The organism is Streptomyces sp. V2I9 (genome assembly GCF_030817475.1).
Taxonomy (GTDB): domain Bacteria; phylum Actinomycetota; class Actinomycetes; order Streptomycetales; family Streptomycetaceae; genus Streptomyces.
Genome location: NZ_JAUSZJ010000002.1, coordinates 1,180,877 through 1,207,522 on the forward strand (window position 1 = coordinate 1,180,877; position 26,646 = coordinate 1,207,522).

General features: G+C 72.9%; 27 protein-coding genes and 2 pseudogenes. 14 read left to right on the plus strand and 15 right to left on the minus strand.

The genetic code is table 11. From position 1 onward, the window contains the following. Window positions 1–226: 226 nt before the first annotated feature. Window positions 227–943, minus strand: coding sequence for a DsbA family oxidoreductase (locus QFZ71_RS05305; RefSeq protein WP_307667093.1), 717 nt, complete (start codon window positions 941–943; stop codon window positions 227–229). A 149-nt stretch (window positions 944–1,092) separates the two neighbouring features. Between QFZ71_RS05305 and QFZ71_RS05310 the strand changes: the two are divergent. From QFZ71_RS05310 to QFZ71_RS05360, 11 genes and pseudogenes are all read left to right on the plus strand, one after another. Continuing rightward, window positions 1,093–1,467, plus strand: a pseudogene (locus tag QFZ71_RS05310) (VOC family protein); the annotation flags it as partial. 69 nt (window positions 1,468–1,536) lie between these two features. Beyond that, window positions 1,537–1,998, plus strand: coding sequence for a GNAT family N-acetyltransferase (locus tag QFZ71_RS05315; protein WP_307671344.1), 462 nt, complete (start codon window positions 1,537–1,539; stop codon window positions 1,996–1,998). Between the two features lie 123 nt (window positions 1,999–2,121). Next, window positions 2,122–3,120 (plus strand): helix-turn-helix transcriptional regulator, encoded by a 999-nt coding sequence (locus tag QFZ71_RS05320; protein WP_307667094.1) that lies wholly within the window; start codon window positions 2,122–2,124, stop codon window positions 3,118–3,120. 217 nt (window positions 3,121–3,337) lie between these two features. After that, window positions 3,338–3,685 carry a hypothetical protein gene (locus QFZ71_RS05325; protein ID WP_307667095.1) on the plus strand — a complete coding sequence of 116 codons (348 nt, stop codon included), beginning with the start codon at window positions 3,338–3,340 and terminating at the stop codon, window positions 3,683–3,685. Window positions 3,686–3,926: 241 nt separating this feature from the next. Continuing rightward, the gene (locus QFZ71_RS05330) at window positions 3,927–5,072 is read left to right on the plus strand and encodes a hypothetical protein (protein WP_307667097.1); all 1,146 of its coding nucleotides are present in this window, start codon (window positions 3,927–3,929) and stop codon (window positions 5,070–5,072) included. After that, window positions 5,069–6,412 carry a sensor histidine kinase gene (locus QFZ71_RS05335; protein ID WP_307667098.1) on the plus strand — a complete coding sequence of 448 codons (1,344 nt, stop codon included), beginning with the start codon at window positions 5,069–5,071 and terminating at the stop codon, window positions 6,410–6,412. The genes QFZ71_RS05330 and QFZ71_RS05335 overlap by 4 nt, the downstream gene beginning before the upstream one ends. Beyond that, on the plus strand, window positions 6,409–7,071 hold the full coding sequence (locus QFZ71_RS05340) for a response regulator transcription factor (protein WP_307667099.1): 663 nt from the start codon (window positions 6,409–6,411) through the stop codon (window positions 7,069–7,071). Before QFZ71_RS05335 ends, QFZ71_RS05340 begins: the two co-directional genes overlap by 4 nt. Window positions 7,072–7,255: 184 nt before the next feature. After that, a complete protein-coding gene (locus tag QFZ71_RS05345; protein ID WP_307667100.1) occupies window positions 7,256–8,707 on the plus strand; it encodes a penicillin-binding protein 2 in 1,452 nt (483 codons plus the stop codon). 159 nt (window positions 8,708–8,866) lie between these two features. Next, entirely contained in the window at window positions 8,867–10,144 is a 1,278-nt protein-coding gene (locus tag QFZ71_RS05350) for an MFS transporter (protein WP_307667101.1), read from the plus strand. Window positions 10,145–10,229: 85 nt separating this feature from the next. After that, the gene (locus tag QFZ71_RS05355) at window positions 10,230–10,451 is read left to right on the plus strand and encodes a hypothetical protein (RefSeq protein WP_307667102.1); all 222 of its coding nucleotides are present in this window, start codon (window positions 10,230–10,232) and stop codon (window positions 10,449–10,451) included. 75 nt (window positions 10,452–10,526) lie between these two features. Then, window positions 10,527–11,762: a TerD family protein gene (locus tag QFZ71_RS05360; RefSeq protein WP_307667103.1), complete on the plus strand. Its 1,236-nt coding sequence runs from the start codon at window positions 10,527–10,529 to the stop codon at window positions 11,760–11,762. A gap of 107 nt (window positions 11,763–11,869) precedes the next feature. Here QFZ71_RS05360 and QFZ71_RS05365 read toward each other — a convergent pair whose 3' ends face one another. The 3 genes from QFZ71_RS05365 to QFZ71_RS05375 form a co-directional block, all read right to left on the minus strand. Then, the gene (locus QFZ71_RS05365) at window positions 11,870–12,100 is read right to left on the minus strand and encodes a hypothetical protein (protein ID WP_003969918.1); all 231 of its coding nucleotides are present in this window, start codon (window positions 12,098–12,100) and stop codon (window positions 11,870–11,872) included. A 409-nt stretch (window positions 12,101–12,509) separates the two neighbouring features. After that, window positions 12,510–13,991, minus strand: coding sequence for a hypothetical protein (locus tag QFZ71_RS05370; protein WP_307667104.1), 1,482 nt, complete (start codon window positions 13,989–13,991; stop codon window positions 12,510–12,512). Window positions 13,992–14,128: 137 nt separating this feature from the next. After that, entirely contained in the window at window positions 14,129–14,848 is a 720-nt protein-coding gene (locus tag QFZ71_RS05375) for an antibiotic biosynthesis monooxygenase (protein WP_307667105.1), read from the minus strand. A 349-nt stretch (window positions 14,849–15,197) separates the two neighbouring features. Here QFZ71_RS05375 and QFZ71_RS05380 point away from each other — a divergent pair, with 349 nt between their 5' ends. After that, complete coding sequence (locus tag QFZ71_RS05380; protein WP_307667107.1) at window positions 15,198–16,079, plus strand: 4-hydroxy-tetrahydrodipicolinate synthase; 882 nt, start codon at window positions 15,198–15,200, stop codon at window positions 16,077–16,079. A 65-nt stretch (window positions 16,080–16,144) separates the two neighbouring features. Here the strand turns inward: QFZ71_RS05380 and dapD are convergent, their stop codons facing one another. Together dapD and QFZ71_RS05390 are read right to left on the minus strand one after the other, a co-directional pair. Then, on the minus strand, window positions 16,145–17,143 hold the full coding sequence (gene dapD, locus QFZ71_RS05385; protein ID WP_307667108.1) for a 2,3,4,5-tetrahydropyridine-2,6-dicarboxylate N-succinyltransferase: 999 nt from the start codon (window positions 17,141–17,143) through the stop codon (window positions 16,145–16,147). A 10-nt stretch (window positions 17,144–17,153) separates the two neighbouring features. Beyond that, window positions 17,154–18,395 (minus strand): MFS transporter, encoded by a 1,242-nt coding sequence (locus QFZ71_RS05390; protein ID WP_307667109.1) that lies wholly within the window; start codon window positions 18,393–18,395, stop codon window positions 17,154–17,156. 177 nt (window positions 18,396–18,572) lie between these two features. On the opposite strand from QFZ71_RS05390, the gene QFZ71_RS05395 reads away from it, so the two are divergent. Further along, window positions 18,573–19,451 (plus strand): winged helix-turn-helix transcriptional regulator, encoded by an 879-nt coding sequence (locus tag QFZ71_RS05395; protein ID WP_307667110.1) that lies wholly within the window; start codon window positions 18,573–18,575, stop codon window positions 19,449–19,451. A gap of 82 nt (window positions 19,452–19,533) precedes the next feature. Here QFZ71_RS05395 and QFZ71_RS05400 read toward each other — a convergent pair whose 3' ends face one another. Then, the gene (locus QFZ71_RS05400) at window positions 19,534–20,085 is read right to left on the minus strand and encodes a TetR/AcrR family transcriptional regulator (protein WP_307667111.1); all 552 of its coding nucleotides are present in this window, start codon (window positions 20,083–20,085) and stop codon (window positions 19,534–19,536) included. Further along, window positions 20,085–20,411 (minus strand): multidrug efflux SMR transporter, encoded by a 327-nt coding sequence (locus QFZ71_RS05405; RefSeq protein ID WP_307667112.1) that lies wholly within the window; start codon window positions 20,409–20,411, stop codon window positions 20,085–20,087. The genes QFZ71_RS05400 and QFZ71_RS05405 overlap by 1 nt, the downstream gene beginning before the upstream one ends. A 287-nt stretch (window positions 20,412–20,698) precedes the next feature. Between QFZ71_RS05405 and QFZ71_RS05410 the strand changes: the two genes are divergently transcribed. Continuing rightward, on the plus strand, window positions 20,699–21,691 hold the full coding sequence (locus QFZ71_RS05410; RefSeq protein ID WP_307667113.1) for a hypothetical protein: 993 nt from the start codon (window positions 20,699–20,701) through the stop codon (window positions 21,689–21,691). A gap of 123 nt (window positions 21,692–21,814) precedes the next feature. Here QFZ71_RS05410 and QFZ71_RS05415 read toward each other — a convergent pair. From QFZ71_RS05415 to sufD, 7 genes and pseudogenes are all read right to left on the minus strand, one after another. Continuing rightward, window positions 21,815–22,181, minus strand: a pseudogene (locus tag QFZ71_RS05415) (VOC family protein). A gap of 74 nt (window positions 22,182–22,255) precedes the next feature. Next, on the minus strand, window positions 22,256–22,594 hold the full coding sequence (locus tag QFZ71_RS05420) for a metal-sulfur cluster assembly factor (protein WP_306340368.1): 339 nt from the start codon (window positions 22,592–22,594) through the stop codon (window positions 22,256–22,258). Next, a complete protein-coding gene (gene sufU / locus QFZ71_RS05425) occupies window positions 22,591–23,046 on the minus strand; it encodes a Fe-S cluster assembly sulfur transfer protein SufU (protein WP_307667114.1) in 456 nt (151 codons plus the stop codon). Before sufU ends, QFZ71_RS05420 begins: the two co-directional genes overlap by 4 nt. A gap of 10 nt (window positions 23,047–23,056) precedes the next feature. Further along, window positions 23,057–24,325, minus strand: a complete 1,269-nt coding sequence (locus QFZ71_RS05430; protein WP_307667115.1) for a cysteine desulfurase — start codon at window positions 24,323–24,325, stop codon at window positions 23,057–23,059. Further along, window positions 24,322–25,086 carry a Fe-S cluster assembly ATPase SufC gene (gene sufC, locus QFZ71_RS05435; protein ID WP_307667116.1) on the minus strand — a complete coding sequence of 255 codons (765 nt, stop codon included), beginning with the start codon at window positions 25,084–25,086 and terminating at the stop codon, window positions 24,322–24,324. Before sufC ends, QFZ71_RS05430 begins: the two co-directional genes overlap by 4 nt. A gap of 7 nt (window positions 25,087–25,093) precedes the next feature. Further along, entirely contained in the window at window positions 25,094–25,411 is a 318-nt protein-coding gene (locus QFZ71_RS05440) for a bifunctional 3-phenylpropionate/cinnamic acid dioxygenase ferredoxin subunit (RefSeq protein ID WP_014156911.1), read from the minus strand. Continuing rightward, the gene (gene sufD, locus QFZ71_RS05445) at window positions 25,411–26,592 is read right to left on the minus strand and encodes a Fe-S cluster assembly protein SufD (RefSeq protein WP_307667117.1); all 1,182 of its coding nucleotides are present in this window, start codon (window positions 26,590–26,592) and stop codon (window positions 25,411–25,413) included. Before sufD ends, QFZ71_RS05440 begins: the two co-directional genes overlap by 1 nt. Window positions 26,593–26,646 lie beyond the last annotated feature (54 nt).

Sequence of the window (26,646 nt, forward strand, 5' to 3'; positions counted from 1 at the left end):
GTCAATCACGCAGAGTCAGGCGGGATGCCGAAGGGACGCCGACACGGCGGGCGGGACACGGGACGCGAGGCGAGACGTGGAGGCGGGGGCGGGGAACGCGAGGCGCGACCCCGGGGGCGTGCGGCGGGACGCGTAGGGCGCGAACCCGGCGATCTCCGGCACGGGTTCAGGTTCCGGCGCGCGCGCCCGCGTCCCCACGGCTCGGGCTCGCCCGGCCCGCACCGGCTCAGTTCCGCGGGATCTCGCAGGACCCTTCCGCGTCACAGGTCCCCGCGTCCCCGCCGATGTCGGTGAGGGCTGTGGCGGAACGGTCCTTCCACGCCTGTTCCAGCGCCTGGACGAAGACCTCGGCGGGCTGGCCGCCGGAGATCCCGTAGCGCCGGTCCAGGACGAAGAACGGCACGGCTCCGGCCCCCAGTTCGGCCGCCTCGCGCTCGTCGGCGCGGACGTCGTCGGCGTACGCCTCGGGGTCGGCGAGCACCGCCCGCGCCTCGTCGGCGTCGAGTCCGGCCTCCACCGCGAGGGCGAGCAGCACCCCGTCGTCGTAGACGGAGCGCTCCTCCGCGAAGTTCGCCCGGTAGGTGAGGGCCAGCAGTTCGTCCTGGCGGCCGCGGGCCTTGGCCAGGTGCAGCAGCCGGTGGATGTCGAAGGTGTTGCCGTGGTCACGGCCCTCGACGCGGTAGCCGAGGCCCTCGGCCCGCGCGTTGGCCGCGACATTCGCCTCCATCGCGGCCGCCTCCTCACGGGTGCGGCCGTACTTCCGGGCCAGCATGTCGATCACGGGCGCGGTGTCCCCCTTGGCGCGGGAGGGGTCGAGCTCGAAGGACCGGTGCACCACCTCGACCTCGTCCCGGTGGGCGAACGCCGCGAGCCCCTTCTCGAAGCGGGCCTTGCCGATGTAGCACCACGGGCAGGCGATGTCCGACCAGATCTCGACACGCATGACTCTTCTTCTCTCCGGGACTCACGGGGCGCGCGAAGGATTCGTCCGTGCGCCTGTTCTCCGGTACGAACACCGGAGCTGACCAGGTGATTCCCGTTCCTGAGGCAACTCGCTGGCTTCCCCTTCGGGGATCGGGGAAACTCACGCGCATGATCTCGGTGGTGCAGAACGTGGCAATCGACTGTGCGGACGCCTACGGGCTGGCCCGGTTCTGGAGCGAGGTGACCGGCTGCCCGCTGCATCCGGAGGACGGACCGGGTGTCGCGGAGGCGCAGGTGCGGTTGGCGGAGGGCCCGGCGCTGTACTTCAACCAGGTCCCCGAGCCCAAGGTGGCCAAGAACCGGATCCACCTGTGCCTGCGCCCGGACACCTCGCGCGAACCGGAGGTGGAGCGGCTGCTGTCCCTCGGAGCCACGCTCGTAAGCGATCGGCGGAAGCCCGACGGCTCCGGCTGGGCGGTCCTCGCCGACCCCGAGGGCAACGAGTTCTGCGTCCTGCGCAGCGCCTCCGACCGGGCCTCGACCCCATGCCCCGCCCGGCACCCTCAGGCGGCTCGCGCTCCCCGTCCGGAGGCTCCGGCGGCCGGGCCGGCGCTGCGCCCCGTCCAGGACGAGGATCTGCCGCTGTTCTTCGCCTGGATGAGCGACCCCGAGGCGACCCGTGTCGCCGCGTTCACCGCGAAGGACCCCACCGACCGGGCCGCGTTCGACGCCCACTGGGCGCGTATCCGCTCCTCGTCGGACGTGGTGATGCGCACGGTGGTGGCCGACGGGACGGCGGTGGGCCACGTCGGGGAGTACGGGGAGCCCGGCGACCGCCAGATCACGTACTGGATCGACCGCGCGCACTGGGGCCGCGGCCTGGCGACGGCCGCTCTGCGGGCCTACCTCGACGAGACGCCCACACGTCCGCTGCACGCACGGGCAGCCGCCGACAACCTCGGCTCGCGCCGGGTGCTGGAGAAGTGCGGCTTCGTGGTGACCGGTGCGGACCGGGGGTTCGCCCGGGCGCGCGGCGAGGAGATCGACGAGGTCCTGGTCACGCTGCACGCGTAGGAACCGCCCCTCCCTCACACGGCGAGGACCGTCGACCATGGCCTGATTCGGCCGTTGCGCGGCTTATGCCCAGGTCGGAAGAATGACCGGGACCGGACGGTGGCGCGGAGGACGGGGCGCTCGGTGAAACGCATCCATTTCACGGCGGAGGATCTGGCCCGGACACGTGTGGCCCCCACGATCGGCGTGGCGGCGGAGACGTTCGACAGCGTACGGATGCTGAGCAACCGCGACGCGGGGCTCGCGTTCCGCGGCTGGCAGGTGTCGGTTCGCGGACGGCTGGGTGACCGGGCGGGCCCGCTCGCGGCGTTGATGCCCGCGCGGGGCCCCCTGGTCGACGCGATGTCCTTGATGGGCTCCACGCCGTCGATCGACGAGGCGGTGGACATCTGGATGGCGGCGCCCGGGGCCCTGCTGCGCGTCGAGCTGGAGCACATCGGCTTCCGCCCCACGCACCGCACGTGGGCCCGCGGACTGCTGGACGGCACGCGGGAGGCCCGCCTCCAGGTGGCCTCGGCACTCCGGGCCTGCCACCGCGTGACCGTCGCCCCGTACTGGAGCGGGGTCCGCTCCCATTTGGGTGAGGTCCGGGCCGGGTACGTGCGCGCGATGGCGGACGGCGGGGTCGAGCGGCTCCTCGCCGTGCTCGGCGGTTCGGCCGCCCGCTGGCGGCCCCCGGTGCTGGAGGTGGCCCATCCGCGCGACGAGGACGTCCATCTGAACGGGCGCGGTCTGGTCATCGCCCCGACGATGTTCTCCACCGACCAGATCGAACTGCTCCTCCCGCCGCTCGATCCGTCCCGGCCGCCCACGCTGGCCGTCCCCGCCCCGAGCTACGCTCCGCCCTGTCCCGCCCTGTGGGAAGGCGGGGGCAAGTCCGCCGTCCACCCGCTCGACGATCTGCTGGGGCGTACCAGGGCCGCGGTCCTGCGGGCGGCCGTCGCCGGGCGCCGCACGACGGACCTGGCCGGCCTCCTGGGCATCTCGCCGGCGACCACGACCCACCACACGGCGGCGTTGCGCAACGCGCGTCTGCTCACCACCCGCCGCGAGGGCAAGGCGGCCGTGCACACGGTCACCACGCTGGGCATGGCCCTGCTGGACGGGTGCCCCCCGGTCTGACGGGACGACCCGGCCGGCACGAGGGGAACTTCCCACGGCCCGGCCCCTCTTGTTCCCACGGTCCGGCTCCTTTTGACAGCCGTCGAAATGTTGGCGGCTCCCCTTCGCCGACTCCTACGTTCGAACACGGAACGACCAACAGCCGCCCGGACGGAACGGGCGACGGACCAACCTCTCGTACACGTTCCACGAACGTGTCGACCTCTGGGGGAATCACATGATCAGAAAGCGCGTCACGGGGATGCTGGCCTCGACGGCACTCGTCCTGGCGGGGGTCGCGGCCCTCGCACCGGGCGCCGCGGCGAGCGGCCCCTCCCCCTCCACGGCGCCTCCCGCGTCGGGCGCCTCCGTCCAGCAGGCGTGCTGGGGCCAGCCGGAGCACGGCAGCGGGGGGCACTACGGGAACAGCGGCTGGTGCGACTCGGGCCGCTACCGCCAGGCGATCAGGTGCGAAACCCTGGGCGGTAACCGCTACGTGCACTACGGGCCCTACGTCTGGGCGCCCGCGAAGAGCACCGCATGGTGCGACCTCGGCGACCGGGTCGTCGGCACCTGGCTCGAATAGGCCGAAGGGTCCTCCGGCAAGGGCGGTCAACCCGGCATGGGACAACATCGCCGGCTCGGTCAGCAGGGGAACCTGCGGCTGAGGCCCGACGCGACAGGGGCCGGGGCCGCCGTGCGGTGAGAACCACCGGACGGCGGCCCCGCGAGGCTGTACCAGCGGACCGTCCGTCTCCCCCGCGCGGCGGAGGCGGATCGTCGCCGGGCAGGAGGCGTCGGGGCCGGCCGCGCGGAAGGCTGAGGCCATGACAGCGAACCAGCGCCCCGGCGGCAGCACTCTCCCCGAGCCACGCGCGTCCGGCCCCGAGCCGTCCTCGGAGAGCCCCGGGACACCCCAGTACCCCGCCGCCCCACCTCCGTACCGCGCCGGCCGCGCGCGGTCCGCGCTCCGGGCCGTCGCCATCGCGTCCTGTGTGCCCTACATCGCCCTCAAGGTCGCCTGGGCGGCGGGCAGCCGGGTCGGCATTCCCGAGGGCAGCGGCCTGCTGGACGGCGGCACCCCGCTGGCCGTCGCCAACGCGGCCACGGTGGTGATGGACTCCGCGGTCGTCGTCCTCGCGCTGCTCCTCACCCGGCCGTGGGGCGCGCGGGTGCCCGCCTGGCTGCTGGCGCTGCCCCTGTGGGTGGCGAGCGGACTGCTGCTGCCGATCATGACGGCCTACCCGCTCCAGCTGGCCGCACGGCTCCTCGGCGGTGACGGGGGGCGGCCGGCGGCCGACGGGGGTGCCGAGCCCTTCCTCGAACCGTGGGTCTTCGGCGTCGTCTACGGCGGCTTCATCCTCCAGGGCCTCACGCTCGGCACCCTCTTCGTGCTGTATGCCAGGGAGCGTTGGGGACACCTGTGGCAGGGGCGGCTGCGGGACGTACCGGAGAGCGCGACCGCCCCCGCCCTGCGCGCGACCGCCGTCGCCGTGGCGGTGCTGGCCCCGATCCCCGCCGCCGTCCACCTGCTGTGGGCCGCGGGCTCGACCGCCGGGCTCGACGCGGGCCGGGCAGCGGCCCGCACGAGCGACTTCCACGTCCTCGAAGCGGTCGACGCGGCGTTCATCGTCTGCGCCGCAGTCGGGGTCCTGCTGCTCGCCTTCCGGCGCGGCGGCCGGATGCCGCTGCGGCTGCCGCTCGCCCTGGCCTGGGCCGGTTCGGCCCAGACGGCGTGCTGGGGCGGCTGGCTCACGCTCGCCGCGCTGGCGAGCGCGGGCGACGGGGCGGACCGGCCGACAACGGTGATGGTGGTGATCTACGCTGTGCAGATGCTGGCCGGGGCGCTCATCGTGACACTGGGCGCGCACTTCTTCGCGGAGCGCTCGGCGGTCCGGCCCGTCTCCGTCCCCGGCCCGTCCCCTGCCGCTGGCCCCGCACACCCCGCGCCCCGCGAGAAGCGGCTGCCATGAGGGCGATCCGCGTGCTGTTCGGCCGGCGGGCACGGCTGCGGTGGCTGCATCTGATCATCGGCGGCGCGCTGCTGATGCCGTACTTCCTCGTCGGCACGGTCCTGGTCGGCATGGCGGGCGGCGGGAAGCATCTCTTCTCCTCGCTGCCCGCCCAGTCGGCCGCGTTCGCCCTCGCCCTGCCGATGGCGGCGGTCACCGGCCTCTTCGCCCTCGTCCGGCCGCTGTGCGTGGCCGCCGCGCGTGCCCTGTGCGGGGTTCCGCCGGCCCTGCTGGCCGACGGGCCGGCCCGGACCCGGCAGGCCCGCGTGCGTACGGCCGGCTGGTACACGCTGCACCTGGCGCTCGGCGGGATCGTCAGCGGGTGCACGCTGGCGCTGCCGCCGTTCGCGGTGGCGGTGGCCGCCCTGCCGTTCTTCGCGGGGCTGCGCGCGTCCTGGCTGCTCGACGGCCCCGAACCGCTGCGGGAGCCGTGGGTCCTGGCCCTGGCACCGGTCGCCGGGATCGCGATGCTGGTGGCCCTGGCCCTGGCCGTCGCGGCGGCCGGGGAGGTGCTGGCCCGGCGGGCCACGGTGCTGCTGGGGCCGACGCCGGAGGACCGGCTGGCCGCAGCCGAGCGCCGGGCGGCGGATCTGGCGGTACGCAACCGCCTCGCGCGGGAACTGCACGATTCGGTGGGCCACGCGCTGAGCGCGGTGACCCTCCAGGCGGGGGCGGCCCGCCGGGTCCTGGACCGCGATCCGGAGTTCGTCCGCGAGGCGCTGACGGCCATCGAGGAGACGACGCGGCGTACGGTCGGCGAACTGGACGCGGTCCTCGGGCTGCTGCGGCGGGACGGGGAGCCGGACGAGGAGGGGGCGGCGCACGGGCCGGGGCTGGACGCGCTCGGCGGGCTGCTGACGCACTGCGGGGTGCCGGTGGCGTACGAGCGGAAGGGCGACCCGGAGAACCCGCGCGTGGTGCGGCCGGACGTCTCGCGCGAGGCGTACCGGATCGTCCAGGAGGGGCTGAGCAACGCCCTGCGGCACGGCGGGGGCGCGGCGGTACGGCTGCTGGTCGCGGTACGGGAGAGGGAGCTGGAGATCGTGATGGAGAACCCGCTGGGCGAACGGCCCGCCGTGGCCCGCCCCGGAGGCGGCCGCGGGCTGCGGGGCGTCGCGGAGCGTGCCGTCCTGCTGGGCGGCCGGACCGAGGCGGGCGCGCACGGAGACTTCTGGCGGCTGACCGCCCGGCTGCCGCTGACGGCATCGGGCGCACGCGCGGGCACGACGGGCACGGACACGACGGGGACGGGTACGACGGGGACGGGTACGGCCGGAACGGGATCGGAGGGGCGGCGATGAGCGGGGGCCCGGTGCGGGTGGTGCTGGCGGACGACGAGCGGATGGTGCGTACGGCGCTGCGCGTGATCCTGGACGCCGAGGAGGGCATCGAGGTCGTCGGGGAGGCGGCCACCGGCGCGGAGGCCGTCTCCGTGGTGCGGGAGCTGCGCCCCGACGTGGTGCTGATGGACGTACGGATGCCGGAGATCGACGGCATCCGGGCCACGGAGCAGATCCTCGCCACGTCGGCGGACCCGCCGAGGATCGTCGTCGTGACCACCTTCGAGAACGACGCGTACGTGTACGAGGCGCTGCGCGCCGGGGCGGCCGGGTTCCTGCTGAAGCGGGCGGCGGCCGAGGAACTGGTGCAGGCGGTGCGCCTGGTGGCCTGCGGTGATTCGCTCCTGTATCCGGCGGCGGTGCGCACGCTGGCCGCCGAGCACGCCGCGCGCCGGCCGGCCGCCGCCCCGGCGTGGGCGGCGCGGCTGACCGGACGCGAGGCGGACGTCCTGCGGCTGATGGCGGCGGGGCTGACCAACGCGGAGATCGCGGGGCGGCTCTCGGTGGGACCGGCGACGGCGAAGACGCATGTGGCCGCGGTCCTCGCGAAGACCGGGGCCCGCGATCGCACCCAGGCCGTCATCGCGGCGTACACGTCCGGCTTCATCACTCCGGGCTGAGCCTGCCGCTCCGGTTCGCGGAAAGCCGGTTCCTCTGCGGAAGAAGCGGGCTCCGGCCTCCGCGCGCCGGGTGGGACAGTCCTCGCGCACCAGAGGGAAAGCCGTCCCCGCACCGGGTGAGAAAAGGGTGAGAAACGGCACGATCAGGAACGTCCGGAGGCATCCCGCTCGTCCCTCCAGCGGGATGAACAAGACAATCAGGCGCGCTTCGGCCTTCTGCCTGCTCCTGGTGCTCGCCCTGCTGGTGCGGGCGACATGGGTGCAGGGCTACCAGGCCAAGGCGCTCGCGGACGACGAGCACAACCGGCGGAAGACGATCGCGCAGTACGCGCATCCGCTCGGGGACATCATCGTGGCCGGTTCGCCGGTCACCGGATCGAAGGGGACCACGGGTGGCGACCTCCGGTACAAGCGCACGTACACCCACGGTGAGCTGTACGCGGCCGTCACCGGCTACAGCTCGCAGGCGTACGGGGCGACCCAGCTCGAAGGGATCTACGGCGACGTCCTGGACGGCACGGACGACCGGCTGAAGAACCCGAAGGATCTGCTCACCGGCGCGCAGGCGACGCCGGGCAACGTCCTCACCACCATCGACCCGGACGTCCAGAAGGCGGCCTACGAGGCGCTCGGCGACGACAAGGGCGCCGCGGTGGCGATGGACCCGAGCACCGGGCGAATCCTCGGCATGGTCTCCACCCCCTCGTACGACCCTTCGAAGATCAGCGGGACGGGGGACGGCGACGCCTGGAAGGCGCTGCTGGACGACGAGGACAAGCCGCTGGTCAACCGGGCGCTGCGGCAGCCGCTGGCGCCGGGCTCCACCTTCAAGCTGGTGGTCGCGGCGGCGGCACTGGAGAACGGGCTGTACGGCTCGGTCGACGAGCGCACCGACAGCCCCGATCCGTACACCCTGCCGAACACGAGCACCGTCCTGCGCAACGAGAACGCGTCCGCCCCCTGCGAGAACGCGACCCTGCGCACCGCGCTCCAGTACTCCTGCAACAACGTCTTCGCGAAAGCGGCCGTCGATCTCGGCCAGGACAAGGTGAAGGAGATGGCGGACGCGTTCGGCTTCGACACGGAGAAGCTGGACGTCCCGGTGCGGGCGGCGAGGAGCGTGTATCCGACCGGGATGGACAAGGCGCAGACGGCGCTGACGGGGATCGGCCAGTTCGAGGTCACCGCGACCCCGCTCCAGATGGCGATGGTCACCTCGGCCCTGGCCAACGGCGGTGAACTGGCCGCGCCCCACATGGTGTCGCGGGTGACGGACGGGGACGGCACGGTACTGGAGGAGACCGGCGACGACGACACGGAGCGGGTGGTGGAGGAGTCCACGGCGAAGCAGCTGCGGAGTGCGATGGTGACGGTCGTCGAGGAGGGCACGGGAGCCAACGCCCGGATTCCCGGGGCCGAGGTCGGCGGGAAGACGGGCACCGCGCAGAACGGCGTGGACAACAGCAACACCCCGTACGCCTGGTTCACCTCGTACGCGAAGGACCGCGGGAGCGGCCAGGAGGTCGCGGTGGCCGTGATCGTCGAGGACTCGGGCTCGGCGCGCTCCGAGGTCAGCGGAAACGGGCTGGCGGCGCCGATCGCGCAGAAGATGATGAAGGCGGCGCTGGAGCGGTGAACGAGCGGACCGGGCGGGATGCTCGCGGACCGTCCGACGGCCCCGGCCCCCCGGCCGCACGGACGGCTAGGGAATCCGCCCGATGCCGTCGCACCGCCTTACTCCGCAGCATGAGCCGCACCACAGGGGCGCGGATCACGATGCGGAGGCCGGAGCGGCATGGGCGGAACGGACGGCACAGCGGCGGCGCGGGTGTTGCGGGACCCGGTGGCGGGGCGGTATCTGGCGGGGGTGGTCGTCTCCGGCTTCGGTACGTCGGCGATGTGGCTCACGGCGGGAATCTGGGTCACGTCACTGACCGGGTCGAACAGTCTGGCGGCGCTGACGGTGTGCGCGATGTGGGCCCCGGTGCCGGCGGGACCGGCGATCGGCGCGCTCGCGGACCGGGTGGGACGCAGGGCGCTGCTGGTCCGGGTGAACCTGGCGATGGCCTGCCTGCTGTCCACGCTGCTGCTGGTGGACTCGGGTCGCACGGTCTGGCTGGTCTTCGTGGTGCTGGTCCTCTACGGGGCGGGCGGCGTCCTGCTCGACGCGGCGGAGTCGGCGCTGGTCGCGGGGACCGTGCCCGCGTCGCTGCTGGCGGACTTCAACGGGCTGCGGATGACGGCCAACGAGGGCATGAAGCTGGTCGCGCCACTGGCGGGCGCGGGCCTGTACACGCGGTTCGGCGGCCCGGCCGTGGCGCTGCCGGCCGCGGCGACGTGCGTGCTGGCCGCCCTGGTCTTCGCCCGGCTGCCGGTGCGGGAGGCCCCGCGCGTCCGGGGCCCGGAGCGGGCGGAGTCCTGGCGCGATGAACTCGCCGCCGGGCTGCGGCGGATCCGCGCCTCGGCCGTGCTGCGCCCGCTGGTCGCGGCGGGGGCGGTCACGATGCTGCTGGCCGGGGTGAACGGGGCCGTGACCTTCGCGTACCTCGACGATGTGCTGGGCCACGCGCCCGCGTACGCGGGGGTGTTGTACGCGGTGCAGGGAGCGGGTTCCGTGGCGGTGGGGCTGCTGGTGGGGCCGCTGCTGCGCCGGCTGCCGGAGCGGGTGTTCGCGGCGGGCGGGATGGCGCTGTTCGGGCTGGCGGTGGTGGCGCGCACGGTGCCGCTGGACGTGGCGGCCCTGGCGGCGAGCGCGGCGATCGGGTTCGGCCTGCCGTGCGTCCTGATCGCGGCGACGACGGCGGTGCAGCGGGAGACGCCGGACGCGGTGCTGGGGCGTACGGCGGCGACGGCGGGCTCGCTGATGACCGCGCCCAACGCGGTGGCCCTGGCGCTGGGTGCGGGGCTCGTCGCGGTGGTGGACGTACGGGCGCTGACGGCGGTGGCCGGGGGGCTGGGGGTGCTGGCGGCGGTGGCACTGGCGGTGGGAGCACGACGCGGGGCCCCCGCCGTCCGCTCCGACGTCGATCGCGGGAGGGCGGACACCGATCGGGGGACGCCGGGGACCGTCTGAGCGGGGCCCGGACGACGGCGGGAACGACGGCCGGGGGCCGGAAATCCACATGACACGGGCGCGACGGGCCGGGCAGGATGCGGGCATGCCGAAACCTTCCGGATTCCAGTACGAACAGCAGGGTGACCGGAGCGTCACCATCACTCATCACGGCCGTGCCGCGGGCACCCTGCGCGGCGGCCGGGCGGAGAAGTTCCTGGCCGAGGTGGGCTCGGGCGACGCCCAACTGGTGATGGCGCGGTGGACCGGGGCGTACAAGCACGGCAACGAGCGGGCGGCCCGCGACCACCCGCGCAACCGCCGCTGAGGCCGGGCCGGAGGTCGTCGTCCGGACGGCCGAAGGTAAGGGAACGGCAAAGCCGGGTCGTTCGTTACCCCGTGCATGACCGCAATGACCCCCGGCTCGAACCTCCCCCTCTCCGCCGTCCGTGTGGCGGTGGACGTCGCCGCTCCGGTGCGGCTCGACGTCTCGGGCCTGCTGCTCACCGCCGACGGCAAGGTGCGCTCCGACGACGACTTCATCTTCTACAACCAGCCCTCCGGCTCCGGCGTGACGTACCGCTCCGGCGGGGGCTCCGCGCCCGACGCGATCGTGGTGGACACCGCGGCCGTCCCCCGGGGCATCGAGAAGATCGTCGTCACCGCCAGCCCGGACGCCGCGGGCCAGACCTTCCAGGGCATCGAGCCCACCGCCACCGTGCGCGACGCGGACGACGGCAGCGCGCTCGCCACCTTCACCCCGCCGCAGCTGGGCGCCGAGACGGCGCTCGTGGTCATCGAGGTCTACCGGCGCAACGGGGCCTGGAAGGCACGCGCGGTCGGCCAGGGTTACGCGAACGGGCTGGCCGGGATCGCCACGGACTTCGGCGTCACGGTCGAGGAGCCGGCAGCCCCCGCCGCCCCGCCCGCACAGGCGGCCCCCGCCCCGGTCGCCCCGTCCCCGCCGTCCGCCCCCGCTCCGGTGGCCGCCCCCGTGGACCCGCGGATCGCTCCGCCCGCCCCGGCCGCTCCCCCGGCCCCCGCGGCGCCCGCGGGCTCGGGGAAGATCAACCTCGACAAGGGCCGGGTCAGCCTCCAGAAGAACCAGACCGTCTCCCTCGTCAAGGGCGGCGCGCCCTTGCTCTCGCGGGTCAGGATGGGCCTGGGCTGGGAGCCCGCGTTCCGCGGCAAGGACATCGACCTGGACGCTTCGGTCATCGCCTACGGGCCCAACCGCAATCACCTGGCCAGCTGCTACTTCGGCAAGCTGACCATCCTGAACGGCGCGATCCAGCACTCCGGGGACAACCTCACCGGTGAGGGCGCGGGCGACGACGAGGTGATCATGGTGGATCTGGGCCGGATCCCCGCGGAGGCGACGGGCCTGGTCTTCACGGTGAACTCCTTCACCGGGCAGAAGTTCAACGAGGTCGCCAAGGCGTACTGCCGGCTGATCGACGACGCGTCGGGCGAGGAGCTGGTCCGCTTCGATCTCACCGGCGCTGAGCCGCAGACGGGCGTGATGATGGCCAAGCTGATCAAGCAGTTCACCGGCGAGTGGGAGATGACCGCGATCGGCGAATTCGTGAAGTCGCGCACCGTGCGGGGCATGGTGAAGCCCGCCGCGCAGGCCCTGTAGCCGGACCCCGGCAGCAGTCCGGGGCGCCCGAAGTCACTTCGGGCGCCCCGGTCCGGGAGACGAGAGGTGGGGACGGGCGGCGGACGGGGTCCGCCGCACCCCGCCGCTCAGAGCTTGGTCAGCTTGGAGTAAGGGCTCAGGATCCTTCCCTGGCGCCCCGAGAAATCGATGAGGACCGCATCGTTGTCACCCTCGACAGCGAGAATCCTGCCGAGCCCGAACTGGTCGTGCGACACCCTGTCGCCCACATCGAAGCATTCGACCGGTGGGGCCTCCTGGGCCGGGCGGTTGAAGGGACTGGACGGCAGGTGACGCCGGGAGCCGGCTGACTGTTTCATTGCTACGAGTATGCGCCCTGCGATGCCCCGACGCCATGCCCGCCGAAGTCCGGGGCCCTCAGAAATACCGGATCGTAACCAGCGCTCTCCCCGGCCGACGGGCGCCCGCACCCGTCTCCAACTGCGGAAACGCCGGAACGCGGCACCGGAGAGCCCCCGGAACCCATGAGCGCGTCCCCGACGCCAAGAACACCCTTGAGGAGGGTCGGTCGAGCTGTGCTGATCGGCGTCCGGACCGCACAGGTGACCCACGCGGGGGATCGGCCCCCGTGGCCCGCTCCCCCGCTTCACGGAAGGCCGCCTCCACCCCCGCCACGACGAGAAGGCGGGGGAGCACGCCGTCGGACGGCTGGGGCGCCTCGGTCCCGGCCCGCCCGTCGCAGCGCCCCTCGGTCCTGCCCCCCGGTCCTCAGCCGCCCGCGCGGGAACGGGCCTTGAACGCCGCCTTGCGGGCCTCCTTGGCGGCCTTCTTGTCGCCGTGCAGGCGGCCCATGGCTTCCAGGACGTCGGCGGTGGCCGGGTGGTCGACGCGCCAGACCTCGTCGAAGAAGCCGCTGTGCTGGGTGGACAGGCCCTCGACGAGGCCCTGGAGTTCGTCCAGCTCCCCGTCGGCGTCCAGCTGGGCGGCGATGGTGTCGACGGCCAGCCAGAAGATCATCTCCTCCGGCGGTGCGGGCACGTCGGCGGCGCCGCGCTCCGCCAGCCAGACGCGGGCCAGGCCGCCGAGTTCCGGGTCGTCGAGCACCGCGCGTACGGCGGGCTCCGCCTCGGGACCGGCCAGGGCGAGGGCCTGCTGGCAGTGGAGGCGGCGCAGCGGCGCGTCCTCGTCCGCCCCGCGCGCGGCGGCCAGCAGCTCGGCTGCCGCCGCCACCGGGTCACCGGCGCCGCGGCCCGCGAGCCAGAGCTGGACCTCGGCGCGGGCTGCGGACTCCGGGTAGTGCGCGATGCCGTCGAGAAGGGCCCGCGCATCCTTGTCCGCGAGGTCGCCCACGGCGGGCGCGTCCACTCCGGCCTCGAGCATCCGGGTCCGGACGCCGTACAGCCCGAGGGGGGTGAGCTTGACCATGCCGTACCGGGTGACGTCCTCGTCGTCGGCCCCCGTGGCGGAGCCGTCCGCCGCTTCGCCCTCCTCGACCAGCAGCGCCTCGTCGACCGGCCGGTACTCGACGATCCCGATCGGTTCGAGCAGCCGGAACTGGTCGTCCAGTCGCATCATCGCCTCCGACACCTGCTCCAGGATGTCGTCGGTGGGCTCACCCATGTCGTCGGGAACGATCATCGACGCGGCCAGGGCCGGTAGGGGGACCGGCTCCTCGCCCGCGCCGGTGTCGGCGAGGGTGAGCAGGTAGAGGTTGCCGAGCACACCGTCGAGGAACTCCGCCTCGGCCTCCGGGTCCCAGTCCAGGGCCTCGAAGTCGATCGAGCCGTCCTCGCCGACGAGTTCGGCGAAGTCGTCCAGGAAGGGCGCGGTCGCGTCGGCGTGCACGGCGTCCAGGCCGTCGAGCCAGATGGCCAGGACGTCCTGCGGTGACCCTGCGGTGAGCAGCGCCAGGTTCTCGCCCGCGGTGACGGTGCCCTCGGCCTCCGCGCCGTCGGGGCGGGCGGCCTCCTCGGGGTCCGTGACGTCGAGGAGGCCGGTGTCCACGGCGAGCCGCCATGCCTCGCTGGCGTACGCGGCGCCGTCCTCGTCCGCCGCGAGCCCGAGGTGCTCGGCGGCGGCGGGCAGTTGGGCCTCGACGAGTTCGCCGCCCGCGCCGACCCGGGTGTCCGGTCCGGCCCAGCGGGCGAGCCGCACGGCGCGGACCAGCAGCGGAGCGGCGAGCGCTTCCCGTGCCAGTTCGGCCTCGGAGTTCAGCCGCACCGGCGGCAGGGAGGGGCGCTCAGCGGACATCGGGGATTCTCCTCGGTGCGTGCTCGGAGCGTACGGAAGGCGTACGCGGTTCAGCCGCCCCAGCCTAGACGCAATTCACCGCATGCCGCCCACCACTCGAGGGGGTCCGCCGGCCCGCCGACCGTGCCCCTTCCGCCTCATCCCTGCCGGTCCGCGCCGGGTTCCATGCTGAGCGCCGGGGTGTAGCGGTTCACGCCGCCGCCGGTCATGCCCGGATACTTCTGGACGCGTTCCCAGAGCGGGGACGGGGAGCCGATGCCCTCGCCGGGTGCGGCGAGGGCCGCGATGTGGTGATCGGCGCTCTCCCACTCCGCGTAGTTGAGGACCCGGGTGCCGTCGGTGCTCGCGTGGAAGTGCGCGGCGATCCCGCCGGCGGGCAGTTCGCTCTCCTCGCCGAGCGCCTCGAACACGCGGTCCACCCAGTCGCGTTGGCGGGCCGGGTCGGGCCCGTCGAACTCGACGTCGACGATCACGACGCAGCCGGTCCTGCGGGTGTCGGCCTCGGCCCGGAGCCCGGAGCGGTACAGCTCGTACGTGTGGATGCCGACGCGCTCGATGCCGGGGACCGCGGCGTCGATCTCGGCGTTGCGGGCGTCCCGGCTGTCCCGGACGAGCTCCTGGTAGGCCTGTTCGCCGGTCCACTGGGAGTAGTGCAGCAGCGTCGCGCCGTCCTCCCCCGTGTACACGCTGTACGAGAGCAGTCCGGGGTGCGGCCACTCCCGGCTCTGCCAGACCTTCCGGATGGCGTCGACGGCTTCCCGCTGCCGCTGCGGTGTCCCCACGTTCCAGGTGCTGGCCTTGGCGATCACGGCGTCGGGGCGGGCGGGGTCCGGACGGTCGGTCAGGTGCGCGGTCATGGCGGTCTTCCCCTCTCGTGCGCACCGGGCGGTGCGCCACGACCACCACCGTCACATCTCAAGTCCGGTTGAGGTCAAGGCCGTTCCGCCGGGCGCTGTAGCGTCCGGGAACGTCCGGCTTCAGGGTGCCGCGTCCGGTACGTCAGGCCGTCGTGTCGAGCTCGTCCATCAGCCGGGTGTCGTAGTCCTCCGGGGAAGGGCCCGCGCCGGAAGACGGGACGCGGCCGTCCCTCCGTTCGATCACGGCAGAGGGAAACGGACGCACCCCCGGACTCTTCAGCATCCCTTGCCGTTCACCGCAAGGAGATCTAAGTGGACCTTCCCGGTTCCGGGGGCCGACACTGCGGACATGACCGCCACCGCACCGCGCCCCTTCGGCCGCGCTCTCTGCGCCATGATCACGCCCTTCACCGCCACCGGGGCGCTGGACCCGGACGCCGCCCGTGCGCACGCCGCCCGCCTGATGGCGGAGGGCTGCGACGGGATCGTCCTCAGCGGCACCACGGGCGAGTCCCCCACCACGACGGACGCCGAGAAGTCGGCCCTGCTGCGGGCCGTTCGGGCGGAGGTCGGGGACGGCGTGCCGCTGCTCTCCGGGGTCGGGGGCCCGGACACCGCGACCGCCCTGCGTCTGGCGCGCGGGGCCGAGGAGGCGGGGGCGGACGGGCTGCTGGTGGTGAGCCCGTACTACAGCCGCCCGCCGCAGGCCGCCGTGGAGGGGTACTTCCTACGGATCGCGGACGCCTCGGGCCTGCCGCTGATGCTGTACGACATCCCCGGCCGTACGGGCGTCCGGATCGAGCCGGAGACCCTGCTGCGGCTGGCGGAGCACCCGCGGGTGGTGGCGGTGAAGGACTGCGCCTACGACCTGCTCGGCTCGACGAAGGTGATGGCCCGCACCTCGCTGGCGTACTACTCGGGCTGCGAGGAGCTGAACCTGCCGCTGTACGCGGTGGGCGGCGCGGGCTATGTCAGTACGGTGGCGAACGTGGTCCCGCGGCGGATGCGGGCCCCGCTGGACGCGTTCGACGCGGGCCGCCCCGACGAGGCGGCCCGGCTGAACGGCCTCACGGTCCGCCTCACCGAACTGATGATGGCGAGCGGCCTCCCCGGCACCGTCACCGCGAAGGCGCTCCTGGACGCCGGCCCGGTCCGGGAACCGCTGCAGCCCGCCGGGCGCGAGGCGGCCGACGGGCTGTGGAAGGCGTACGAGGAACTCCTCGCGGCCTGAGAGGGAGGACCCGGGGGCGCGGCCGAGGCTGTGGGGCCCCGGCCGGACATCCCCGCGCGGTGGCCTCAGTTGTGGGCGTGCAGGACCTCGTTCAGGCCACCCCAGACCGCGTTGTTCGGCCGGGCCTCGACGGTGCCGGTGACCGAGTTGCGGCGGAAGAGGATGTTGGAGGCGCCGGAGAGCTCGCGGGCCTTGACGACCTGGCCGTCCGGGAGGGTGACGCGCGTGCCGGCCGTGACGTACAGCCCGGCCTCCACGACGCACTCGTCGCCGAGCGCGATCCCGACGCCCGCCTCGGCGCCGACCAGGCAGCGCTCGCCGATGACGATGCGCTCGGTGCCGCCGCCGGAGAGGGTGCCCATGGTGGACGCGCCGCCGCCGATGTCGGAGCCGTCACCGACGACGACGCCCGCGGAGATACGGCCCTCGACCATGGAGGTGCCGAGCGTGCCCGCGTTGAAGTTGACGAAGCCCTCGTGCATGACGGTGGTTCCGGCGGCGAGGTGCGCGCCGAGGCGGACGCGGTCGGCGTCCGCGATACGGACGCCCTTGGGGGCGACGTAGTCCGTCATGCGCGGGAACTTGTCGACGGAGGTGACCTGGAGGTGCAGGCCCTCGGCTCGGGCGTTGAGGCGGACCCGCTCCAGGTCGTCGACGGCGACCGGGCCGAGCGAGGTCCACGCGACGTTGGCGAGCAGGCCGAAGAGTCCGTCGAGGTTCTGGCCGTGCGGGCGGACGAGCCGGTGCGAGAGCAGGTGCAGACGCAGGTAGGCGTCGTGCGCGTCGAGCGGCTTGTCGTCGAGGGAGGAGATGACCGTGGACACGGCGACGACCTCGACGCCGCGCCGGGCGTCCACGCCGATGGCCTTGGCGGCGCCCTCACCGAGCCGGTTGAGGGCCTCGTCCGGGCTGAGACGGGTCGTGCCGGCCGGGCCGGGGTCCGAGGTCAGCTCGGGGGCGGGGAACCAGGTGTCGAGGACGGTGCCGTCACCGGCGACGGTGGCGAGGCCGGCGGCGACGGCGCCGGTGGGGCGGGCAGAACCCTGGGAAATCGTGTCGGTCATGAACAGCAACCTAACCGGCCGGAGCCCGCTCGGGCGAACCGGTCTCGGCGTGCGGCCCCTTCCCCGCGCGCGGGGACCGCTCCCCTTGACCCGGCAGCCGCCGCGCCGCCGGCACCGCCGCCCCCGCGCCCGCCGCGAGCACGGCGCAGAGCGGCCGGAGCAGGGCGGGGGCTGCGGCGTACACGGCGGCTCCCAGGGGCGGGGCGAGCACCTGGCCGCTGATCGACGCACCGGCGTACAGGCTCTGGAAGCGGCCCTGGGCGTGGCCGGGCGCCTGGTCGGCGACGTAGGCGGTGGCGGGGGTCTTGTAGAGGATCTCTCCGAGCGTCAGCGAGAGCATCATGGCGACGGCGAGGATCACGCCCGCGCCGGGGATCAGCAGGGCGTAGCCGAGCCCGACGAGCAGCAGTCCGGCGCCGACGAGGCCGAGCGGGGCGCGTCGGCGCAGGGCGTGGGCAGCGGGCAGTTCGAGGCAGAGGATGACGCCGCCGTTGATGGCGAGCAGCCAGCCGTAGAACTGGGTGGAGTGGCCGTGGTCGGCGAGGAGCACCGGGAGGGTCGAGTACTGCTGCCGATAGACGAGGTCGACGACGACGATCGCGGCGAGCAGTACCAGGACGGCGGGTCTGGCGCGGAGTTCGCGCCGGAGGCCGGGGGCGTCCGGGTCGCGGACGGGCGCCGAGTGGGCGCTGCCGCGGGCGGGCAGGATGCGGGCGGCGTACGCGGCGAAGAGCAGGGTGCCGACGCCGTCCGCGACGAAGAGCCAGTCGTACGAGAAGCGCGCGGCGACCAGGGCGCCGAGCGGCGGACCGATGGCGAACCCCCCGTTGGCGGCGAACCGGGTGAGGGCGAAGCTCCGGCGGCGGCCGCCCCCGGGTACGGAGACGGCGACGAGCGCCGCGTTGGCGGCCCGGACGACGCCCGCGGCGTACTGGGCGACCGGGAGCACTCCGTAGAGGGCGGCGACCGGGAGCGCGGGCAGGACGACGAGCGCCGCCCCGCTGACGCAGGCCCCGGTCAGCAGGGCGCGGCGGTGGCCGAAGCGGTCGCCGAACCAGCCGCCGGTGAAGTTCCCCGCGACCAGGCCGACGCCGCCGACACCGCTGATCACTCCGGCCTGGGTGACGGTCAGTCCGCGCGGTCCGACGAGGTACACGAAGAGGTAGACGAAGGTGAAGCTGACGACGGCGTTGAGGAACGCCCCCAGTGCCAGCAGCCGTACCGTTCGCGGCACTCCGCGCAGCATGCCCATCCCCCTCCACCCCCGTGCGTCCGGGAACCACCGCACCACGCAGCGAGTTCCTTATGGGAACTGACTAGGGCAGCATGATTCCATCGGGGTCAACCGAAAGGCCCCGGACGGGGCGGGGCGTACGACGGCCGGTCCCGGGCGGGGTGGGGCGGGCCGCGGCCACGACGGAGGAACGACATGCCTCAGCGCACCAGCCTGGCCGACGCCGACTGCTCGATCGCCCGGGCCCTGGACGTCGTGGGCGACTGGTGGACGCTGCTGATCGTGCGGGACACCGCGCGCGGGCTGCACCGGTTCGACGCGCTCCAGCAGGAGCTGGGCGTCTCGCGCAAGGTGCTGACCGAGCGGCTGCGGCTGCTGGTCGACGCCGGCGTGCTGGTTCGGGAGCCGTACCAGGACCGCCCGGTCCGCTACGAGTACCGCCTCACCCCGCGCGGCCGGGCGCTGCTGCCCGTGCTGATCGCGCTCCAGGACTGGGGCGACACCTGGGTACTGGGAGAAGGGGAGACGATGGCGACGACGGCGGAGGCATCGCGGGAGGCGGACCGGGTACGGGCGCTCAAGGGGACGCGGCTGCCGGATCTGCTGCTGCCGGGGGACGGTGGCGAGCCCCGCGACCCGGTCGCCGACACCCCGTACACCGTCCTGTACTGCTTCCCCAGCGCGTACGCACGCCGCGACGCCTACCCGCCGGGCTGGGCGGAGATCCCCGGGGCGAGCGGCTGCACCCTCGAATCGTGCACGTACCGCGACCAGTTGGCCGAGTTCACGGCGGCGGGGGCGACCGTGCACGGAGTGTCCGCGCAACGCCCGGACGAACAGCGCGCGTTCGCGGAGAAGGAGGGGCTGCGCTTCCCGCTGCTCTCGGACGCGGACCTGACGCTGACGGCGGCGCTGCGCCTGCCGACGTTCCGGGCGGCGGGGGTGAGCCGGCTGAAGCGGCTGACGCTGGTGGTGGACCGGGAACGGATGATCCGCGAGGTGCTGTACCCGATCACGGACATCGAGGCGAGCGTGCGGGAGGCGCTGGAGGCGGTACGCCGCCGGACGGACTGAGCCGGACCGCGACGCGCCGGACCGCGACGCGGGACGTCGAGCCCACGCCCGACCGGAGCCGAAGCCCGGACCGGGAAGCCGTTCAGTCGCCGCCCGCCACGATCCTCGCCAGCATCCCGCGGGTGTACGCGGCGTCGAACGTGCCGCCCGCCAGCAGCACCTGGAGGCAGACGCCCTCCATGAGCGCGACGAGGGCGCGGGCGGTGTCGGGGTCGGTGCGCCGGGACAGCAGCTCGACCGCTTCCTCGGTCCACTCGGCGGCGACGGGGCGCAGCGCGGGGCGGCGCAGGGCCGCGAGGTACAGCTCGTACTCCAGCTCGATCGCCCCGCGCTCGGCGGCGAACCACCGGTCCAGCAGCCGGGCCAGTTCGTCCGCGAGGCCGGCCGGCCCGTCGGGTCCGGTCAGGGCGGTGCTGTCGCGCAGGGTCCGCACGAAGTTCTCGTTGCACCGGCGCAGGGCGGCGACGAGGAGTTCGTCGAGGGAGCCGAAGTGGTACGTGGTCGAGCCGAGCGGCACGTCGGCCTCGGCGGCCACGGTGCGATGGCTGAGACCGGCGATGCCGTCGGCCGCGATCACGCGCAGCGCCGCGTCGATGATCCGTGTCCGCCGGTCGGGGTCGTACCGGCGGGCCATCAGTGGGCTCCTCCCAGGTTGAGCACGACGACCCCGGCGACGATCAGGGCGACGCCCGCGATCTTCACCGGGCTGCCGGACTCCCCGAGGAACAGGATGCCGATGAGGGCGACGGCCGCGGTGCCGACGCCGGCCCAGATGGCGTACGCGGTGCCCACCGAGAGCGTCTTGAGGGTCTGCGCGAGCAGGGTGAAGGCGATGAGGTAGCCCAGCACGGTGCCGAGCGAGGGCCAGAGGCGGGTGAAGCCCTCGCTGTACTTCATGGCCGTGGTCCCGGCCACCTCCGCGGCGATGGCGGCGGCCAGCAGGCCGTATGCGTATCCCATGGGGACGACTGTACCCAGCGTTGCGTACACCCGTACATATCATCGGCCCACGTCCGGGACGCTACGGTGTGCCGACCGACCACACGGCCCGGGCACCGGGCCGACGACATGACGGAGACGCAGTGGCGCAGGACGCAGGGTGGGGCGGCGGCCCGTACGGGGGCGCGCCTCACGGAGGGGGACCCTTCCACGGGGGCGCACAGGGACCGGGCGGAGGCTGGAACGGCGGGTGGGCGGCACCGCCCAAGCCGGGGGTGATACCCCTGGCGCCGCTGAGGGTCTCGGACATGCTCAGCGGCGCCTTCTCGACGCTCGGGCGGTACTGGAAGCCGCTGATCGGGGTGGCCCTCACGCTGTTCGGCGCGGCGACGCTCGTGATGATCGTCGCGCTGGTGGTCGCCGCCTCCGCCGTCGCAACCCAGTGGGACGCGCTGACGTCCCCCTCCTCCAGCTCGCCGGACGCCTCGGAACTGGTCCCGCTCGGCATCGCGTTCGGCGTACTCATGCTCCTCGGCATGGTCGTCTTCCTGCTGGCCTCGGCCGTGGTGCAGGCGGCGGCCCCCGTGGTCCTCCAGGAGGCCGTCCTGGGCCGGCCGATCAGCTTCGGCACCGTCTGGAGCCGCGCGTGGTCGCGGGTCTGGTCGATCATCGGCACGGTGTTCCTGGCCGGGCTCATCATGATCGTCCCGATAGCGCTGTTCACGGCCGCTTTCGTCGGACTGGTGATCTACACCGCGACGCTCGGCGACGAGGACGGCGTCGTGCCGCTGATGGTGACCGGCTTCGTCGGCGCCCTGCTTCTCGGCCCCCTGGCGACCTGGCTCTACGTACGGTTCTCCCTGGCCCCGACCGTCGTGGTCTTCGAAGACCAGCGCCCGGTCGCCGCCCTGCGCCGCTCGGCGCAGTTGGTGCGCGGGAACTGGTGGCGGGTGTTCGGCATCGGCCTGCTCGCGTACCTGCTGGCGGGGGCGATCGGCTACATGATCCAGCTGCCGTTCCAGGCGGTCGGCATGCTCCCCGGCATGTTCGACCCCGCGGAGATGGGCGCCGACCCCAGCGAGGGGGAGCTGATCGCCCTGTTCGGCGGCCTGATCGTGATGTCGTTCGTCAGCCAGCTGATCTCCCAGCTGTTCACCGCGGTCTTTCCGCCGCTGGTGGTCGGCCTGCTGTACGTGGACCTCCGCATGCGGACCGAGAACCTGGGCCCGGTCCTGGTGGAGGCGGCGGGAGCGGCGCCCCTGCCCGAGCAGTACGGACCGCCGCCGCCCGCCCACCGCTGACCGGAACGCGGTCCCGGCCGGTCACGGTGCGGCCGGGGGCGCGGCCGGCCCGGTCCGGCCGGGACCGCCCGACGGTCCGGGCCCACGCGGCCGGTCCCGGACCACTCGGCGGGCCGGGTCCGCTCAGTCGGTCAGGATCCGCTTGGGGCGCAGCACGCAGAACTCGTTGCCCTCGGGATCGGCCGGCACCACGAAGGTGGCGTCCGGCCCCTGACCGACGTCCGCCCGCCGGGCGCCGAGCGCGAGGATGCGCTCGACCTCGGGCGTCCTGGTCGTCCGGCGTCAGGTCGATGTGCAGCCGGTTCTTGACGGTCTTCCCCTCCGGCACGGGGAGGAAGCACCTGCCCGGCAGCGCGGTCCCGTGCGCGCCGATGACGATCTCCCTCTCGTGCTCGAAGAGCACCTGCCAGTCCAGCACCGCACTCCAGAAGCGGGCCATGAGCGGCAGGTCGTGGGCGTCCACGGCGATGTGGTACATGGATACGGCCATGCCCGCCAGTCTGCCTGGCGGGCATGGCCGTATCTGCGCGTCCGGGACGTGCGTCCGTGCGTGTCCGGGAGGTGTCAGACGTTGAAGCCCAGCGCGCGGAGCTGCTCGCGTCCGTCGTCGGTGATCTTGTCCGGGCCCCACGGCGGCATCCAGACCCAGTTGATCCGGAGTTCGTTGACGATGCCGTCCGTGGCGGACTTCGCCTGGTCCTCGATGACATCGGTCAGCGGGCAGGCCGCGGACGTCAGGGTCATGTCGATGGTGGCGATGTTCGCGTCGTCGACGTGAATGCCGTAGATCAGGCCCAGATTGACGACGTCGATGCCCAGCTCGGGGTCGACGACGTCGTACAGCGCCTCGCGGACCTCCTCCTCGGAGGCCGGCTTCATGGTCGCGGTCTCGTTGTCGCTCATGCGGTCTTCCCTTCGGACAGCGCCTTGGCCGTCGCGTCCTTCCACGCCATCCAGCTCAGCAGCGCGCACTTGACCCGGGCGGGGTACTTGGAGACGCCGGCGAACGCCACCGCGTCCTCCAGCACCTCCTCCATCGCCTCGTCCGGCTCCAGCTGCCCCTTGGACTGCATCAGCTCCAGGAAGGCCTCCTGGATCCTCTGCGCCTGGGACAGCTCCTTGCCGACGAGCAGCTCGTTCAGCACGGAGGCGCTGGCCTGGCTGATGGAGCAGCCCTGGCCGTCGTAGCTCACGTCGGCGATGGTCTCGCCGTCGTACTTCACCCGGAGCGTGATCTCGTCGCCGCACGTGGGGTTCACGTGGTGGACCTCCGCGTCACCGTCCCGCAGACCGCGCCCGTGGGGGTGCTTGTAGTGGTCCAGGATCACTTCCTGGTACATCGAATCAAGCTTCACCAGTCAACCCTCAGCCGAAGAAGTTCCGTACGTGCTCCAGACCGTCCACCAGGGCGTCGACCTCGGCGGGCGTGGAGTACAGATAGAACGACGCTCGCGTCGTCGCGGGAATTCCGTACCGCAGGCAGACCGGGCGGGCGCAGTGGTGGCCCACGCGGACGGCGATGCCCTGCTCGTCGAGTACCTGGCCCACGTCGTGGGGGTGGATGTCGCCGAGCGTGAAGGAGATCGCCGCCCCGCGGTCCTCGGCCGTGGCCGGGCCGATGATCCGCAGGTCCGGGACCTCCAGGAGGCGCCGCACCGCGTACTCGGTGATCGCCTTCTCGTGCTGGTGGATCTTCTCCATGCCGATCGCGGAGAGGTAGTCCACGGCCGCGCCGAGGCCGACGGCCTGGGCGATCGGGGGCGTACCCGCCTCGAACTTGTGGGGCGCCGGGGCGTAGGTCGAGGAGTGCATCGACACGGTCTCGATCATCTCGCCGCCGCCGAGGAACGGGGGCAGGTCCTCCAGGAGCTCCTGCCGTCCCCAGAGGACGCCGATGCCGGTCGGACCGACCATCTTGTGGCCGGTGAAGGCCACGAAGTCCGCCTGGAGCGCCTGCACGTCGAGCACCATGTGCGGCGCCGCCTGCGAGGCGTCGATGCAGACCAGCGCGCCGACCTGCTGGGCGCGGCGGATGATCTGCTCGACCGGATTCACAGTGCCGAGGATGTTGGAGACCAGCGTGAAGGAGACGATCTTCGTCTTCTCGGTGATGATCTCGTCGATGTTCGACAGGTCGAGCCGACCGTCGTCGGTGATGCCGAACCACTTCAGCTTCGCACCCGTGCGCTGCGCGAGCAGCTGCCACGGCACGATGTTGGAGTGGTGCTCCATCTCCGTGGTGACGATCTCGGTGTCGCTGTCCACCCGATAGGGCTCGTCCGCCCACCCGAGCATGTTCGCGACGAGGTTCAGCGACTCGGAGGCGTTCTTCGTGAAGATCACCTCGTCGCGGCTGGGCGCGTTGATGAAGGCGGCGACCTTGTCGCGGGCGCCCTCGTACAGCGCGGTGGCCTCCTCGGCGATCGTGTAGACGCCTCGGTGCACGTTCGCGTTGTGGCGCTCGTAGTACGTGTTGAGCGCGTCGAGGACCTGGCGCGGCTTCTGCGAGGTCGCCGCGGAGTCCAGGTAAACGATCTTCTTGCCGTCGTGGACCGTGCGGTCCAGGAGCGGGAAGTCCTTGCGGATCGCCTCGGTGTCGAGGAGGCCGGAGAGCCCCTGTCGGGCGTCAGTCACGCGGAAGCGCCACCCTTCGTGTAGGCCTCGTAGCCCTCGTTCTCCAGCTGGTCGGCCAGCTCGGCGCCGCCGGAGGCCGCGATCCGGCCGCCCGCGAAGACGTGCACGAAGTCGGGCTTGATGTACTTCAGGATGCGGGTGTAGTGCGTGATCAGCAGCGTGCCGACCTCGCCGGTCGCGCGGACCCGGTTGACACCCTCGGAGACGGTCTTGAGCGCGTCGACGTCCAGGCCGGAGTCGGTCTCGTCCAGGACGGCGATCTTCGGCTTGAGCAGCTCCAGCTGGAGGATCTCGTGGCGCTTCTTCTCACCGCCGGAGAAGCCCTCGTTCACGTTGCGCTCGGCGAAGGACGGGTCCATCTGGAGCCCGGCCATCGTCTCCTTGACCTCCTTGACCCACGTACGCAGCTTGGGGGCCTCGCCGCGGACGGCGGTGGCGGAGGTGCGCAGGAAGTTGGAGACCGAGACGCCGGGGATCTCGACCGGGTACTGCATGGCGAGGAACAGGCCTGCGCGGGCCCGCTCGTCGACGGACATCTCCAGGACGTCCTCGCCGTCCAGGGTGACCGAGCCACCGGTGATCGTGTACTTGGGGTGACCCGCCAGCGAGTACGCAAGGGTGGACTTGCCGGACCCGTTGGGGCCCATGATGGCGTGGGTCTCGCCCTGCTTCACGGTCAGGTCGACGCCCTTGAGGATCTCCTTCGTGGCGTTGTCGGCCTCGACGGTGACGTGCAGGTCGCGGATTTCAAGCGTTGCCATGGGTGACTCAGGACTCCTGGGTGACGGAGACGAGCACATCGTCCCCTTCGATCTTTACGGGATATACGGGGACGGGGCGCGTCGCGGGAAGGCCGGACGGCTTGCCGGTGCGGAGGTCGAACGACGATCCGTGCAGCCAGCACTCGATCGCGCAGTCCTCCACCTCGCCCTCCGAGAGGGAGACGTTCGCGTGCGAGCAGATGTCGTTGATCGCGAACACCTCGCCCTCGGTGCGGACGACGGAGACGGGCGTGCCGTCGAGCTCCACCCGCTTGGGGGTGTCGTCCTCCAGCTCGCTCAGCGCACAGGCTTTGACGAAGGCCATCAGACGGACGCCTTCAGCTCGGCCTCGATCTTCTCGATCAGCCGCTCCTCGACGTCCGGAAGGCCGATCTGCTGGACCAGCTCGGCGAAGAAGCCGCGCACGACCAGGCGACGGGCCTCCTCGGCCGGGATACCGCGCGACTGGAGGTAGAAGAGCTGCTCGTCGTCGAAGCGGCCGGTCGCCGAGGCGTGGCCGGCGCCGACGATCTCGCCGGTCTCGATCTCCAGGTTGGGCACGGAGTCGACCCGGGCACCGTCGGTGAGGACGAGGTTCCGGTTCATCTCGTAGGTGTCGGTGCCCTCGGCCGCGGCCTGGATGAGGACGTCGCCGATCCAGACGGCGTGCGCGCCGTCGCCCTGGAGGGCGCCCTTGTACACCGCGTTGGACGTGCAGTGCGGGGTGTTGTGGTCGACCAGGAGGCGGTGCTCCTGGTGCTGGCCCTTGTCGGTGAAGTACAGACCGAAGAGCTCCGCCTCGCCGCCGGTGGCCGCGTAGGCGACCCGCGGGTGCAGGCGGACGAGGTCGCCGCCGAAGGTGACGACGATCGACTTGAAGGAGGCGTCCCGGCCGATCAGCGCGTTGTGCTGGCCGACGTGGACGGCCGTGTCGTCCCAGTCCTGGACGGAGACGACGGTCAGCTTCGCACCGTCGCCCAGGACGTAGTCGACGTTGGCGGCCAGCACCGCGTCACCCGTGTGGTCGATGACGACGACGGCCTCGGCGAACGCGCCCAGCTCGATGAGCTGGTGGCCGTAGGCGGTGCCGCCCTCACCGTGCACGGCGATCCGGATCGGCTCGCTGAGCACGGTGTCCTTGGCGACCGTGACGACCGAGGCCTGCTCGAAGGAGCTGAACGCCTGGGCGGCCACCCGGTCCACCGGGGTGCCGGCCTTGCCGAGCCGGGCGTCGTCGCGGCCCACGGTCTCGACGGTGACGCCCTCGGGGGCGTCGATGGCGACCTTGACCCCGCTGCCGGTGGCGACGGCGGTGCCGTCGTGCAGCCCGCGCAGCCGCTCCAGCGGCGTGAAGCGCCACTCCTCCTCACGGCCGTGCGGGACGGGGAAGTCCGCGACGTCGAAGGAGGGGGGTGCGCTCATGCGGGTGGCGACGGTCGACTCGGCGGCCACCGCGATGGAGCCGGCGGTGGTGGAGCCCGCCGGAGTGTTCTGAGCCTCAGCCATGGCTGTCGTAGTGCTCGCTTTCTTCAGTCACGTACTCGGGGGATTCGGTGGGGC

Coding starts and splice junctions, on each gene's coding strand:
- QFZ71_RS05360 (WP_307667103.1), top strand. CDS start 10,527: ATGACCGCAATGACCCCCGGCTCGAACCTCCCCCTCTCCGCCGTCCGT.
- QFZ71_RS05410 (WP_307667113.1), top strand. CDS start 20,699: ATGCTCAGCGGCGCCTTCTCGACGCTCGGGCGGTACTGGAAGCCGCTG.
- QFZ71_RS05335 (WP_307667098.1), top strand. CDS start 5,069: ATGAGGGCGATCCGCGTGCTGTTCGGCCGGCGGGCACGGCTGCGGTGG.
- QFZ71_RS05420 (WP_306340368.1), bottom strand. CDS start 22,594: ATGAGCGACAACGAGACCGCGACCATGAAGCCGGCCTCCGAGGAGGAG.
- sufD (WP_307667117.1), bottom strand. CDS start 26,592: ATGGCTGAGGCTCAGAACACTCCGGCGGGCTCCACCACCGCCGGCTCC.
- QFZ71_RS05375 (WP_307667105.1), bottom strand. CDS start 14,848: ATGACCGCGCACCTGACCGACCGTCCGGACCCCGCCCGCCCCGACGCC.
- QFZ71_RS05390 (WP_307667109.1), bottom strand. CDS start 18,395: ATGGGCATGCTGCGCGGAGTGCCGCGAACGGTACGGCTGCTGGCACTG.
- QFZ71_RS05325 (WP_307667095.1), top strand. CDS start 3,338: ATGATCAGAAAGCGCGTCACGGGGATGCTGGCCTCGACGGCACTCGTC.
- sufC (WP_307667116.1), bottom strand. CDS start 25,086: ATGGCAACGCTTGAAATCCGCGACCTGCACGTCACCGTCGAGGCCGAC.
- QFZ71_RS05405 (WP_307667112.1), bottom strand. CDS start 20,411: ATGGGATACGCATACGGCCTGCTGGCCGCCGCCATCGCCGCGGAGGTG.
- QFZ71_RS05355 (WP_307667102.1), top strand. CDS start 10,230: ATGCCGAAACCTTCCGGATTCCAGTACGAACAGCAGGGTGACCGGAGC.
- QFZ71_RS05305 (WP_307667093.1), bottom strand. CDS start 943: ATGCGTGTCGAGATCTGGTCGGACATCGCCTGCCCGTGGTGCTACATC.
- QFZ71_RS05380 (WP_307667107.1), top strand. CDS start 15,198: ATGACCGCCACCGCACCGCGCCCCTTCGGCCGCGCTCTCTGCGCCATG.
- QFZ71_RS05345 (WP_307667100.1), top strand. CDS start 7,256: ATGAACAAGACAATCAGGCGCGCTTCGGCCTTCTGCCTGCTCCTGGTG.
- QFZ71_RS05395 (WP_307667110.1), top strand. CDS start 18,573: ATGCCTCAGCGCACCAGCCTGGCCGACGCCGACTGCTCGATCGCCCGG.
- QFZ71_RS05400 (WP_307667111.1), bottom strand. CDS start 20,085: ATGGCCCGCCGGTACGACCCCGACCGGCGGACACGGATCATCGACGCG.
- dapD (WP_307667108.1), bottom strand. CDS start 17,143: ATGACCGACACGATTTCCCAGGGTTCTGCCCGCCCCACCGGCGCCGTC.
- QFZ71_RS05370 (WP_307667104.1), bottom strand. CDS start 13,991: ATGTCCGCTGAGCGCCCCTCCCTGCCGCCGGTGCGGCTGAACTCCGAG.
- QFZ71_RS05365 (WP_003969918.1), bottom strand. CDS start 12,100: ATGAAACAGTCAGCCGGCTCCCGGCGTCACCTGCCGTCCAGTCCCTTC.
- QFZ71_RS05330 (WP_307667097.1), top strand. CDS start 3,927: ATGACAGCGAACCAGCGCCCCGGCGGCAGCACTCTCCCCGAGCCACGC.
- QFZ71_RS05440 (WP_014156911.1), bottom strand. CDS start 25,411: ATGGCCTTCGTCAAAGCCTGTGCGCTGAGCGAGCTGGAGGACGACACC.
- QFZ71_RS05350 (WP_307667101.1), top strand. CDS start 8,867: ATGGGCGGAACGGACGGCACAGCGGCGGCGCGGGTGTTGCGGGACCCG.
- QFZ71_RS05340 (WP_307667099.1), top strand. CDS start 6,409: ATGAGCGGGGGCCCGGTGCGGGTGGTGCTGGCGGACGACGAGCGGATG.